The sequence below is a fragment of the Vibrio sp. 10N.261.51.A3 genome, from assembly GCF_041471965.1.
GTDB classification, from domain to species: Bacteria; Pseudomonadota; Gammaproteobacteria; order Enterobacterales; family Vibrionaceae; genus Vibrio; species Vibrio crassostreae_C.
On record NZ_JBFRPK010000125.1, the window covers coordinates 1 to 12,043 of the forward strand.

The 12,043-nt window shown below is 38.9% G+C and carries 14 protein-coding genes; 8 read left to right on the top strand and 6 right to left on the bottom strand.

Going from position 1 to position 12,043, the window contains the following annotated elements:
- Positions 1 to 37 precede the first annotated feature (37 nt).
- The 5 genes from AB4371_RS21695 (at position 38) to AB4371_RS21715 (ending at position 4,918) form a co-directional block, all read left to right on the top strand.
- A complete protein-coding gene (locus AB4371_RS21695) occupies positions 38 to 946 on the top strand; it encodes an AbiJ-NTD4 domain-containing protein (RefSeq protein WP_102360777.1) in 909 nt (302 codons plus the stop codon).
- A 137-nt stretch (positions 947 to 1,083) separates the two neighbouring features.
- Positions 1,084 to 1,962 (top strand): hypothetical protein, encoded by an 879-nt coding sequence (locus tag AB4371_RS21700; RefSeq protein ID WP_102360778.1) that lies wholly within the window; start codon positions 1,084 to 1,086, stop codon positions 1,960 to 1,962.
- A gap of 393 nt (positions 1,963 to 2,355) precedes the next feature.
- Entirely contained in the window at positions 2,356 to 2,868 is a 513-nt protein-coding gene (locus tag AB4371_RS21705; protein WP_102360779.1) for a J domain-containing protein, read from the top strand.
- 136 nt (positions 2,869 to 3,004) lie between these two features.
- Positions 3,005 to 3,595 carry a hypothetical protein gene (locus AB4371_RS21710; RefSeq protein ID WP_102270285.1) on the top strand — a complete coding sequence of 197 codons (591 nt, stop codon included), beginning with the start codon at positions 3,005 to 3,007 and terminating at the stop codon, positions 3,593 to 3,595.
- A 399-nt stretch (positions 3,596 to 3,994) separates the two neighbouring features.
- Positions 3,995 to 4,918 carry a DUF2971 domain-containing protein gene (locus AB4371_RS21715; protein ID WP_198591243.1) on the top strand — a complete coding sequence of 308 codons (924 nt, stop codon included), beginning with the start codon at positions 3,995 to 3,997 and terminating at the stop codon, positions 4,916 to 4,918.
- A gap of 285 nt (positions 4,919 to 5,203) precedes the next feature.
- Here the strand turns inward: AB4371_RS21715 and AB4371_RS21720 are convergent, their stop codons facing one another.
- The 6 genes from AB4371_RS21720 to AB4371_RS21745 form a co-directional block, all read right to left on the bottom strand.
- Positions 5,204 to 5,644, bottom strand: a complete 441-nt coding sequence (locus AB4371_RS21720; protein WP_102353903.1) for a YiiD C-terminal domain-containing protein — start codon at positions 5,642 to 5,644, stop codon at positions 5,204 to 5,206.
- A gap of 64 nt (positions 5,645 to 5,708) precedes the next feature.
- A complete protein-coding gene (locus AB4371_RS21725; RefSeq protein ID WP_102353904.1) occupies positions 5,709 to 6,353 on the bottom strand; it encodes a DsbA family oxidoreductase in 645 nt (214 codons plus the stop codon).
- Between the two features lie 122 nt (positions 6,354 to 6,475).
- A complete protein-coding gene (locus AB4371_RS21730; protein WP_102353902.1) occupies positions 6,476 to 6,787 on the bottom strand; it encodes an EthD family reductase in 312 nt (103 codons plus the stop codon).
- 42 nt (positions 6,788 to 6,829) lie between these two features.
- Positions 6,830 to 7,630: an SDR family oxidoreductase gene (locus tag AB4371_RS21735; protein ID WP_102353901.1), complete on the bottom strand. Its 801-nt coding sequence runs from the start codon at positions 7,628 to 7,630 to the stop codon at positions 6,830 to 6,832.
- A 137-nt stretch (positions 7,631 to 7,767) separates the two neighbouring features.
- Entirely contained in the window at positions 7,768 to 8,589 is an 822-nt protein-coding gene (locus tag AB4371_RS21740) for an AraC family transcriptional regulator (RefSeq protein WP_198591244.1), read from the bottom strand.
- A 123-nt stretch (positions 8,590 to 8,712) separates the two neighbouring features.
- Positions 8,713 to 9,213, bottom strand: coding sequence for a hypothetical protein (locus AB4371_RS21745; RefSeq protein WP_102353899.1), 501 nt, complete (start codon positions 9,211 to 9,213; stop codon positions 8,713 to 8,715).
- Between the two features lie 641 nt (positions 9,214 to 9,854).
- Here AB4371_RS21745 and AB4371_RS21750 point away from each other — a divergent pair.
- The 3 genes from AB4371_RS21750 (at position 9,855) to AB4371_RS21760 (ending at position 11,961) form a co-directional block, all read left to right on the top strand.
- Complete coding sequence (locus AB4371_RS21750; RefSeq protein ID WP_102353898.1) at positions 9,855 to 10,478, top strand: hypothetical protein; 624 nt, start codon at positions 9,855 to 9,857, stop codon at positions 10,476 to 10,478.
- 79 nt (positions 10,479 to 10,557) lie between these two features.
- Complete coding sequence (locus AB4371_RS21755) at positions 10,558 to 11,274, top strand: hypothetical protein (RefSeq protein WP_102353897.1); 717 nt, start codon at positions 10,558 to 10,560, stop codon at positions 11,272 to 11,274.
- Between the two features lie 21 nt (positions 11,275 to 11,295).
- Entirely contained in the window at positions 11,296 to 11,961 is a 666-nt protein-coding gene (locus AB4371_RS21760; protein ID WP_133146319.1) for a hypothetical protein, read from the top strand.
- Positions 11,962 to 12,043 lie beyond the last annotated feature (82 nt).

The window sequence follows — 12,043 nt, forward strand, 5'->3', positions numbered from 1 at the left end:
GGAATCCATGTCATTCGTTAACCCAACTTAGGAAATTATGAAGTACTTTAGTGATTCTGAAAGAGGCGCTTTGCCTCGAACAAATAATGAAATTCCTTACAATGTTTGGTGTGGGTTAACTGCGTATATTCAAAAGTTAATCGATACAGGGCATTTCGGAGAAAACTTTCCAGATCTTTGTCCTGACGGGCAAGGGTGCTGTGGCACCGATGAAAAAGGATTCTCGTTAGCTTTAAAAGCTGAAATATTGGGAATTGAATATCCATTTATTACAGAAAAAGAAGACCCTGATGATTGGATGTCTAAAAAAGCCCCTTTCACTCCTGACTACTTAGACATACTAGACTTAGTTCAGTTTTGCTATGCGAATGTATCTAAGCCTACGTTGGGGCAGTTTCATCCATTCTTTGGACATCACCACATAACATCATTTGACAGCTCAACCGGGCAAGCTGAATTTTTAGATAAAATTGACACCATGTTCTCTAGAAATGGTGTGGCTTATCAATTACACGCAGACGGACAAATCACAAGAGTGCTCAATCCATCATTAGGTTCGGTTACTGGACAAGTAAGCAAGACGCTTGATCAGGAACTTGACGATCTGATTGCAAGAGCAAATACGAAAATATGTAACGCGGACGTCCAAGTACGTTATGAAGCACTGAAAGAGCTTTGGGACGCTTTCGAGCGTATAAAAACAGTATTCAATCCTAGTCAAAGTAAAAAACAATCAATGACACAACTGCTCGACGCCTGTGCATCAGATAAAGAATTCAGAGTTCAACTAGAATCTGAGGCTACAGCTCTGACGACAATTGGTAACTCGTTTTTTATTCGTCACTCAGAGGTTACTCAGGTTAAATTAAATGATAGTGACCACATTGAATATCTTTTTCATCGCCTAGCAAGCTTTATTTTCTTATTGGCGAAAAAATTGGGTTAACAAAGCATTTAAGAGAGATTATCAACGCTTGGCATTCTCAGTTTAAATTGGCTTTTGTGTCTAAGGTACAAAGAGTTAGGCTCGGTGGTAAGCGTTGTTCTTGATTTAATGCGGCGTCATGTACTAGAGGAAATTGAATGATCATCAGTAGTAAAACGAGCGAAAAACTTCGAGATCTTATCAATGAAGAAACTGAGTATCGCTCCGGTCCAAACTTGGTTAAGTTTTTTAACGCATTAGGCTTTAACCATTCTTATGGGCAAGGCTTCCCTTCTCGTTGGAAGTATACGGATGATTGCTTAGAGGCTATCAATGGTACACCCAACCTCGATACTTGTATCAAAAACGTATTTAATCCAGTCAACTTTATCGGGCGTATTGGAGAGCTAGACGGTTATATTGCTGACTTCAATCAGTATATTGCTTTCGATAAATGGCAAGTAGTCAGAAATGAAGCCGAAATTACCTTTAAGAAGCTCCAAAAAGTAGAATTACATGAAAACGAAACGAATGCGCCCAGCCTGTCTGAGTCTGATTTCTTGAGCCGAGAGTTTAGCGGTTTCTCAATCTCTGATTTAGGTTTGGATCCTAATGTCACAGACGTGCTAAACAAACGACTAGATGAAATTGAAAAAACCTACAATTCTGGAGCATATTTTTCGACTATTTTACTCGCGGGTAGCTCGTTAGAGGGAATATTTCTTGGACTTGCATCAAGTAATCCTAGGGCATTTAATACCGTTAAATCATCGCCGAAAACCCGCGATGGTAAAGTACAACAGTTTCATGATTGGACATTGGCAGCGTTTATTGATGTTGCAAAAGACTTAGAGTTGATTCAACTGGATACCCATAAGTTTTCGCATACGTTGAGGGATTTTCGAAACTACATACACCCATATCAACAAATGTCGTCAGGTTTTACACCCAGAGAGCATACAGCTAAAATCTGCCTGCAAGTTTTAAAAGCTGTAATTATGGAAATTTCTCAAAATATCAACAAGCTATGTACATAACAAGTGTTGATGGCTTCAAGATACTTTTTCTCATCTGAATAGAGAGCGTTAGAGTGATTAGTCTAACGTGCTTTTGTCCAAAAGCGTGACAATCTGAATTATCATACGTGGCATTTTCTAGCTCGAAAATGCCCAAAAAAAACTTAGATTCAATACTCTACACAATTCAGTAGCTTGCTTTATCCGACTAAAATTTATTCGATTGAGTTGATAACTCATCATTCCTGTTACTATGCAACATCTTACAATCTTGCTTTTCTTTATGTGGTTTAACGTATTGATTATTAGTTGATTTAATATGAAGATGAATGCATCATCGGAGGATGAAAGACGACTATTTTTCGTCTAGTAAGCGTAATGCGACAGATAAGTTCGAGGTAAAGAGGTAGGTCATTGAGAGCTTTTTATATATTAGAATTGGACGGACTTTATTTAGCTTTAGATGTGATGGCCGAACATACGTCAGATGAGATTTGTCAGCTACAATCTCAAGGCTTTATCGTCGTATCTGATAATGTCAGGGCTAAAAACTCCAAAATAGCCATTGATAAATGGCATGAGCACCGTGAGTCTTTTGGAAAGGAACCTATTTTAACGCCTTTAGAAAGAGCGAACCTAACTATAAGGCAAGCCAATACGAGAATCAGTGAGCTCAAACGAAAACTGTTAGCAGCTGAAAGGGAGATTGACTCTCTAAATAATCAGCTAAAGCATAGGCGTTCAGAGACTAATGTTGATCTTTGCGATTTAGATATTTTGGGTTACGAAAGGAATCCGAACTCTCAAGAGTTAAGAAAACGATATAAAAGTTTGGCTTCAATACACCATCCTGACAAGGGGGGGAGCAAAGCAATGATGCAGAGGTTAAACGATGCGTACGAAAAACTCCGTAGAAAAGTCGCATAACAAACGTTTCAAGACAGATTCGCAACACGTGGCGCTTTTACTATGCGTCGCGTAGAGTGTTTACGGTGGAATGCGGAGGCTTATGTATGGTGTTGCTCACTACTTAAGCGGGCGTTAAATTACAAGAGGTTTGAATTTGAGTTGGGATGATGTTTTTAAAATCATTACAGCGGGTATAACTGCTGTTGGTGGTGCCTCAGTTATAATCTTTGGCTGTAGCTCTTTTCTAGCAAAAACGTGGGCTAACCGAATATTAGAAAAAGAAAAGTCTGGTTATGCTCATGATTTGGAGCGCTATCGAAATGAGCTAAATGGGTTATCTTATGAGCATCAAATCAAGTTTGCCAAACTACATGAAAAGAGAGCTGAAGTTATTTCGGAAACTTATATGCTATTGCGTGATGCATTTAATTCAGTGTCAGACTTAGCCTTTCAATCCGAGGATAGTTTAGATAATAACTTGCAGGCAGCAAAAAATGCACTTAGAGCAGTCAATGATTTCTTTCCTAAAAGAAGAATATTCATAAAGTTTTCAACTGCTGTTAAAATTGACCGATTCCGTACTGAAGTTGAACGAACTATAGGTGAGCTAGAGTTCCACAGTTATAATCACAATTTTTCCTCAAAATTCAAGCGTATTCATGGTGATTTATCTGAAACACTAAGTGAGCTTGAAGTTGATTTTAGAGAACTACTCGGTGAGAAAGTAGACTCGTCAGATTTGTAATTTAACAAACGTTTAATGCTTCAAGATCCTTATCCCAATCTATATCGAGTGCGTTAAAACTTAAACTCTAACGCGGTTCTGTCCAGAGACGTGTTATGCCGCCATGCTTTGGGACAAGAACGCCTTAGTGCTACGACTCTAAAACGTTTGTGCCCCAAAACCATTCAGAGTAAATACTCATTCATCACCTGTTAGTGTGACTTTGCCTTATGAAAAGTTATCTGAAGGTGTGTAATGGTTTTCTGTTGCTCTAAATAGCTTCACTGCATTCTAATTCATGAATTTTTGATTCAAGTGACGGACTGATTGTAAATTGCAAGCATATAAAATATGGCGCATTATGTGTGTGGAAGGTAGCTCAGCGCCGCATAGGTAGGCTTACATGACTGGAGAGTACTAATGCTTGTAAAGTATTATGGTTTGGTTTTCGATAATAGAACCAATAGTTGGTCACCAAGAGTAGAATTTATATCAAACGGTTTATTTCGCATGACTCAGCCTAAATACCTTAATGATAAAGGAAGTGAGGCGAGATTATGGCCATATTTTAATGAGCTTTCACCAGCGGATTATGCATGGGCAAAAAAAGAACATGATAAAATACAAACCGATCCTTCCTATGTCCCATCAAATGAAGAATTAGAAAACTTCTTCCTAAAACCGTGTGGCTCTCGATATGGAGACCATTTCCCGCATATGCTAGATCAAGAAGGCTTCAACTCAATGGAAGATTATGATCGGGAGCAACTGACTAAAACGGCTGGAAGAGTTAACTCATTTTTAGTTGAGGCATTAAGCTGCCAGTTAGGGGGTTTATCCCTGTCAAAGTCTGACACAAATGAACTTATGTGGACACATTATGCTAGTGAAGGTAGGGGACTAGCTGTTACTTTCAATGAGAATCATGCATTTTTCAACCAACTTCCCCCGAAAGATGTTAGTTATACTCCAGATAAAAGAGCTTCTCTTACATATTATAAAGGTATGATGAGAATGAATGGTGCTCCGTTGAAAAACTTCCATGTTGCGGATTTAGGAAATCCATTAGGAGTTATGCAATCTCTTAGTAGCAATGGTATTGATGTAATTGAACTCTCGGAACGGCTGCTATATTCGAAAGCCAAACAGTGGTCTTCTGAAGATGAAACTCGAATTGTATGTCCTCTTATGTTATGCGAAGAGAAAGTAGGGCCATTAGTACAACCAGACTTTGCGTTCAATTACCTAATGGACTGTCCCCTATGCTTAAGAGCTACCCTGAAATCAACCTCAAACGAATGCCGTTTGATGCATTTGAATCTATCATTTTTGGTTACGGTATGAGCGAATTTGACAAATCTACTATCACGGAACTGGTTAGGAAAAATGAAAACTTGGCTCATCTAAAGTTGCGCGTAGCCAAACACAATATTTATGGCAACATTGAGATCAGTGATCTCGTTGTGTAGCACGATACTTTATTAGCAGAAATTTATCATATTTGAGGTGCTATGTTTTATATTTTTCTTGATCGAATACTTTCGTGGCATGGCGAGCTTCAAATGCCTCGATAATCTGTGACTGAATTTCTTTTGTTTTGTTTATAATTTTCATTTTGTCTTTACCTAATTACTCTTTATTAAAAACGACATATACACCCTCAAAAGTAGCAACCAACTCATCAGCACAAAATAGGTTGCAGGCTATTTGAACACGTCCTTTGCCTTTACGTTGAAACGCACGATGAAACCGAGACCACATTGTATGGTTGTCATATATACATACAACACGAACATCACCGTTGGCGGGTTTCAGGTATCGAATGTTATTTTCTTGAATTACTATTTGATGTTTCTCCCCCTCCAACTGGGCATGAACTAAAGACCAGCCAGCTAGAATACCGACAACAGATAAGCTGCCACCAAACACCGTATTCATGTGGTTGATGTTTATTTTCAATGGTGCGTTAAGCTCGATATTTTTGTCGCTACAAATATTCACACCGATACCGAGAGACTTTGAGACTGGAATATGAAGATGAAGGTAGGCTTCAAGTTCTCTATTTTTCATATAGACCGTTACCTTTTCAGAACGCCAAAATAGTGTAAAATTTCGATTGTGTGGGATGCAGTAATTACGCCTTAGCTAATTCAGTTAATACTTGCTTATACGTATCCACTGATTGGGCTCCAGATATAGCACTCTCACGATTGAATACAATCGTTGGAACTCCTGATATACCCGTATGTTTCCATTGTTGTTCCTGCGCTCGGACATGATTTCGCAGAATATCGTCATCAAGACATGCCATTGCGTCGTCAACATTGAGACCAACACTTTGCAGCTCTTGTTCGAGGATACTTTTGTTGGATATATCTTTTTGCTCGCTGTAAAACGAAGCAAATAATCTATTTTTAAGCTCGGTTTGCTTACCTACACTTTTTGCGTATTCTAGAAGAATATGAGCATCAAGCGTATTTACAGCTTTTAGTCCGTCAAAGTAGTCAAATTTAAATCCAACTTCTTCTCCAAGCTCTGCCATCTCTTTTCTGAAACGAATACTATCTTCCAGTGTGGTGCCGTACTTTCTTTTGAGGTGGGCACGTAAGTCTTCACCTTCAGGTGGCATATCTGGATTTAGCTGAAACGGTTGCCACTCAATCTCAATGTTATCTTCCATACCAAGCTCTTTTATGGCGGCATCTAAACGCTTATAACCGATAATGCACCAAGGACAAACCACATCTGAGACAATATCTAATTTGATCTTCTTGCTCATATTTATTCCCAATACTCCCATGACTTTCGCCTTTGATTTTTTTTACCAAAATAACTTTAAGCAGAACCCAAATTTATTGGCTATTCGTATCCTGCTTATTTTCACATTTGAAAACTGACGGTTTATATTTTTTGCTCGCAAAGCTGGATTGTCGGAGCGGTATTAGTAAAGTTTGGAACATCGGTTTTTATCTTTTCTGCATTTGGGCCAAAAGCAGTTTGAAATGACTCTAAAGATTCAAATGAAATGGTACTGATTGCCACATATGGCGCAGCTTCGCCGGGAACTACACTGGCAACCCCTGCATCGACAGTTGCCCCTTTTACGGCCTCTCCCAACAGCTCTCCGATCATAGGAACATGTTTGTTGCAGTAGTAATCAAAATCAAAAATAACATCATCTTTATTTGGGTACAGTACGTATGCTTTAATCATTGTTTTACCTTTTCTTTAAGTTAAGTTTTAAGTAGTTGAGTTTTACATTTTGTCCTTAGGCATTGCTTTGCCAATCATTGACTCACCCATCGTGGCCTGCTTTTGGTGAGGAATTATTCCAGAAAGAATAGCAGTCATTCGATTTCGTTTACCGGGAACCACAACCGCTTTTTTACCTAGACCTTTGATAGCAATTTCTGCTACTTCCGCAGGGTCCTTTGCAACCATCGGTAATTTGGTCCAATCAACACCATTGTCCGCAGTCATCGGAGTGCTAGTTAGCCCCGGAGAAAGAACGGTTACATCAATACCCTTGGGCTTAAGCTCGCCATGAAGAGATGCCCCCAGCTGAAGAACATAGGCTTTGGTACCTGCATAATTTGAAAAGTATGGGGAAACCATATGACCAGAAAGACTTGATATCATTAGAATGCCACCACTTTTTCTTTCGACCATCGCTGGTGTAAAGTGGTGAGTAAGTTGTAATACAGAGGTCACGTTAAGTTGTACCATCTGTAATTCTTTGTCTATCGATGACTTAGCAAATGCGCCATTCACTTCAATGCCTGCTGCAAGTACCAGTAAGCCTATCGCTTGCTTCACTTGCTTCACTTTTTCAACGCCTTCAGCGGTACCTAAATCTGCTGAAACGATCATTGTTTTAACTCCGTAGCGTTCCGCAAGCAAAGTAGCGTGCTCTTCAAGTTCTTTTTCTCGACGAGCAACCAAAACAACATTCAATCCTTTCGCCGCAATCTGGCTGGCCATTTCGGCACCGATGCCAGACGTTGCCCCTGTGATAAGTGCCCATTCACCATACTTTTCTTTGAAGCTTATACCCATAATTCGTTACCTTTCTCAGTTTTTCTGATGGGGTAACTATATGGAATATGGAGGAGACAGACTCTTCAAAAAAGTTCAAATATTGCTCAGATTAGCTCAAGCGAACCATTCTGAGTACGAAGAGTAAGTACGAGGTGTCAAGCTAAACGAAATTCGGAAGGAGATAGACCTGTTTGAGCTTTAAAGGTACGGTTAAAGGTAGAAATAGACTCGAAACCCGTTTCAAAAACAATGTCAGAGATACGTAAAGTATTATTTTTCAATAATACCTTAGCTTTGTTGATCTTTAATTTGGTAATGTATTTCATTGGTGTTTCTGAATACACCTCTTTAAACTTTCGTTTAAAGGTTGAAATACTCATATGACACAATGCCGCCAACTCATTCACACTCAGATCCGCATACAGATTACTTTGGATAATATCTTCAAATTTGGCAAAATTAGGTTTAAACATGGAAGCAAGAAAATCGAGTTCAGACGGGGCATTGGTTCTTTTCGCCATAAGAATGACAAATTCGCGTAGCTTACTCTCGATAAGTAAATCATCCGCCAACTCTGGAGAGTCTAGCAATATGCTAATGCTGTCGCGATAGTGCTCAAGCAATCTATCCACTTCAACCTGCATAATATTATAATCAACCCTGTAGTTTGACTGGCTAATATCAAAGTTAAACAGTGACTGAAATATTTCAGGGTAAAGCAAGATGCCAATCGCTTCACCTACACCTTCATCATTATGGTAGCTGGTATTTTCATAAAAGTAGTTGGTGCATTTTGCCAGAACTCCACAGTTTTTGTTCAATGAAGCGGACTCTGTCTGCTCCCTGACGTTAAAATTACCATTCGTAACAAACGCAAAACAGGCTTCACTGTCTACAAACACACGCGGCATACGCTTGAAACTGGGGATATCTTGTTTTTGAAAAACAACAAGTCCATTATATTTGATTGTTTTCATTTTTAAGGCACCGTTCATAACACTACGATTAGGATAAAGCAGATTAAAGATATCTACTCACTCGGCTTACTGACTAATAGATTCATCTTGTAACTAAAGTAATGATGGGTATTTTTAATGTTGTTATTTTTCCTGCTGAGCAAGAACTTCTGAAGCAATCGCAACTACGCAAAAAATACCACTAAACACACCAACCAAGGTCTCAAGTGTCCACATTTTTGAAAAACCATTAGAGAAGTCTTCAGGGTACTGCACTGCAATATGATCAAGTGTTGGGTACAGTGCGGCACTCATAATCATCAGACATATAAAATTCCACGCAAACAGAAATCCTCTTGCTTTATTATTACCAAAAATGAGCACGGTAAGTAGCGCTCCGGTTAAAAAAAACTTCGCCATACCAATCCATTTTCCAACAATTATTGGTAAACGTTGTAGTGAACCGTCTCCCATCATAGCTGCATCATAACCGGAAAATTTTCCTAATGCAGGGTGAGCTAAAAACATTGTAGAAGTCTGTGTCATCCACATAAGGCTGTCTACAATTTCATAAACGGTAAATATCGCGAGCCATACGAAGGTTGCACGGGCTAAATTTTTTGAATTGATTGATATTGTTTTCATTACGATTTCCATCATTGATTAGATGGACGAGATAATAGTAATAAGTTGTGCATTGGCACTTGTCAAATAAGGTCAAAAACTGGGCAGATTAGTCCAATGTTTCTTGAGTTTGTCATTGATTGTAGGTTATTGAAAATAACGCATTGAGTTTATCTTGATTGACAATACTTTGCATAAAGTGAATCTGACACCGAGGACCAGAGATGGAAGCTATTGTCCAATCTATTGTCCGGTTTCGTTTACGAGCGGCATTACCTGAAGTGGTGCCTTTCTGCTGTTTGGGAGATGAAAAACTTTATGATGGGTAGATTTTGCCATACAAGCCAAACTCACTTTTGTCCAGAGGCTTCATAGACCTGAAGTTTTACTCATGGCACTTTTCTAAAAAGTGCCAGCTAGCTCAGATCTGCCTCTTATTTGGTTAGTGCTTTTTCTCAGTCACATCCTGTTAATGCGCCTTTGCCTTACCAAAAGTTATCCGAATTAAACACATCTAGAAATTATGCATCTCTGAACAGTTAATTCTCTAACAATGTCACTAACCTATTGATTATACATTGAAGAGATAAATGAATGACGGCATTATGTGAGAATTACAAGCGGCTATTAGCCGCCTAATAGCATTATGTGATGAGGGAAACATGTCGTATAAATTTGAAGATTGGCGCAATCGTTATTCAGAGCGTTCGGATTTATCCACGGGATTAGTTCATTTAACAAGAGCTACAGACAATGCAGCTGTTGCTGAACTAATGTTCAATATATTGACTGAACAAACCCTAAAAGGTAGCACTACAGAGCAAGGCTTTATTGTTGGTAAAGATACGGCTGTGTGCTTCCAAGATGCTCCTTTAAGCTCTGTTTGTCAAAACACTTGGTTTGAGCAAAAGCTTAGGGCTAGTGGTCACACATCAAAAACAAGGTACCATCCTTGTGGTTTCATGTTTCCTAAACAAAAAATATATAAAAGCGGCGGTCGTCCAGTAATCTACGATAAAACAGCAGACGCTAAGAAGTATTTACCAGAGTCTGAGTGGTGGCGTATTGTTAACTTTGATCTATCAAATCCAGATTTCATCATTGATTGGACACATGAGCGAGAGTGGAGAGTGAAAGGTGACTTTGAGTTTGCTATTGAGGACGTAACACTTCTTTTCACTAAAAGTACCACCTACAAAGCGTTTATCGAACTGTGTGATAAGAACGACAGACCGTTTTACAAGGAAGTTTCGGGTATTATAAATATGCAAAATATCTTATTCTAAAAATTACCACATTACAGGTAGTTAGGCGTAATTTTTGACGCTTGATATTTTCAGTCTTTACCACAAAAGGAGTCTGTCAATGATATTGGATTGCTCATCGTACGAGTCAGCAAAGAAGTCACTGTGTGAGATATTTCATGTGACAGAGGAAGCCCTTTTAGCAGCCTTAGATAGTGTTGAAAATGACAGAAAAATTGACTACTACACGTTAGAGAAAAATGTTGATTCTTATATTCGCCAGCAATTCGGAGAACCTGATGATGACATGGAAGTTCTCTGGTTTCACGGAACTCGTGTCGAGGATGAATCATTATTTTATAGCCATGGGATACTGACTAAGAGCAAAGTTAGAGATACGCTATACTCTCGATTAATATCATTATCCTCGGGGTTGGAAAAAAAAGGAAAAAACCCTTTTTGTGAATCTATTGCTGGAAAAGGGTTTGTCAATGATGAGGGACCATTTGCTTTCCTAATCAGATGTGTGGCAATTGAGGCTCCGGGATCCAATCATAGCTATACTCACACACCTGAAATGGTTGAGGATATTGCTGGTAGCCTATTGGGTGAAAACTATGAGCAGCTGGTTCAACGCTTTCGAGACATTACAAATCCCTTTATCGTATCATTCACAGCTAAGCCAAAAGGTGGTGAAGTTTCGAGGGCATTGTTTTTCTTAAAGCTTATCGAAGATGGTGAATCCGAACTTGAGTCCGGTTCTTCAGCGAATACCTTTTTTAATTCCTACGGAACACCTATAAATGTAGAGCGAATTAGGAACATAGAGCCGCTGTGAAATCGCTTTATGTTTTTTATTATGAATAAATTCAGAGATTTAATTGTCAATTCGGTATCCCATCTAGATGCAATCTATCATCTTTCCCAAGTGGATGTAGATGCCTTAAAGGTTCAAGGTGCATATAACAATGTGCGTGAATCTTTGACCTACTATTGCCCAGAGTCTACTTTTTCTGAGTTAATGGTTCATCAGTTAGCTATGGTTCACAGCCACAAATTCTTAGAACTTCAAGGCAAATGTTATCCTTATATCTACACTGAGCTGCTAGAGCGCATGAGAAGAGTTGAGGAAAATAAACCTAGCTATAAACCTTTTAAAGGTGAGGGTTCCCCTTTGGTCGGCTGGAATTTATACCACGTTCACCATAGCTTGAACTTCGAAGTAATCTTTAACTTCAAGCGCTATCTCGAAGACGAGTATCCGAACGATAAATCGATCTATCAGGCAATACAAAATCTAGAAGAAAGTTCCCCAGAGAGGAATGACCATATTGCTATGTTTGTACATTCAGAATTATTGAAGTCTTTCGAATGGGGTGAACGTAACAAAACTGGAGAATGGATGGTTTACCAATTGATAGAGGGTAAGGTCCACTTTTTAGCACTGTCCTTGCATGAAGTTAGCGATGAAGACTTATTTGAAAGAATCCGCCCTTACCTAAAATCACACATAATTAGTGTCTAAGGCTTCAGTTCAGGATACTTTTTCTAATCTTCATTTAATGGTTTAGTGCGTTTGATCTAAACCATTTCTGTCCGTGCGACCT

What these genes read in the sequence shown, in the direction of transcription:
- AB4371_RS21725 (WP_102353904.1), bottom strand. Translation starts at nt 6,353, where the DNA reads ATGAGCAAGAAGATCAAATTAGATATTGTCTCAGATGTGGTTTGTCCT.
- AB4371_RS21730 (WP_102353902.1), bottom strand. Translation starts at nt 6,787, where the DNA reads ATGATTAAAGCATACGTACTGTACCCAAATAAAGATGATGTTATTTTT.
- AB4371_RS21745 (WP_102353899.1), bottom strand. Translation starts at nt 9,213, where the DNA reads ATGAAAACAATATCAATCAATTCAAAAAATTTAGCCCGTGCAACCTTC.
- AB4371_RS21715 (WP_198591243.1), top strand. Translation starts at nt 3,995, where the DNA reads ATGCTTGTAAAGTATTATGGTTTGGTTTTCGATAATAGAACCAATAGT.
- AB4371_RS21735 (WP_102353901.1), bottom strand. Translation starts at nt 7,630, where the DNA reads ATGGGTATAAGCTTCAAAGAAAAGTATGGTGAATGGGCACTTATCACA.
- AB4371_RS21695 (WP_102360777.1), top strand. Translation starts at nt 38, where the DNA reads ATGAAGTACTTTAGTGATTCTGAAAGAGGCGCTTTGCCTCGAACAAAT.
- AB4371_RS21700 (WP_102360778.1), top strand. Translation starts at nt 1,084, where the DNA reads ATGATCATCAGTAGTAAAACGAGCGAAAAACTTCGAGATCTTATCAAT.
- AB4371_RS21720 (WP_102353903.1), bottom strand. Translation starts at nt 5,644, where the DNA reads ATGAAAAATAGAGAACTTGAAGCCTACCTTCATCTTCATATTCCAGTC.
- AB4371_RS21760 (WP_133146319.1), top strand. Translation starts at nt 11,296, where the DNA reads ATGAATAAATTCAGAGATTTAATTGTCAATTCGGTATCCCATCTAGAT.
- AB4371_RS21740 (WP_198591244.1), bottom strand. Translation starts at nt 8,589, where the DNA reads ATGAAAACAATCAAATATAATGGACTTGTTGTTTTTCAAAAACAAGAT.
- AB4371_RS21755 (WP_102353897.1), top strand. Translation starts at nt 10,558, where the DNA reads ATGATATTGGATTGCTCATCGTACGAGTCAGCAAAGAAGTCACTGTGT.
- AB4371_RS21750 (WP_102353898.1), top strand. Translation starts at nt 9,855, where the DNA reads ATGTCGTATAAATTTGAAGATTGGCGCAATCGTTATTCAGAGCGTTCG.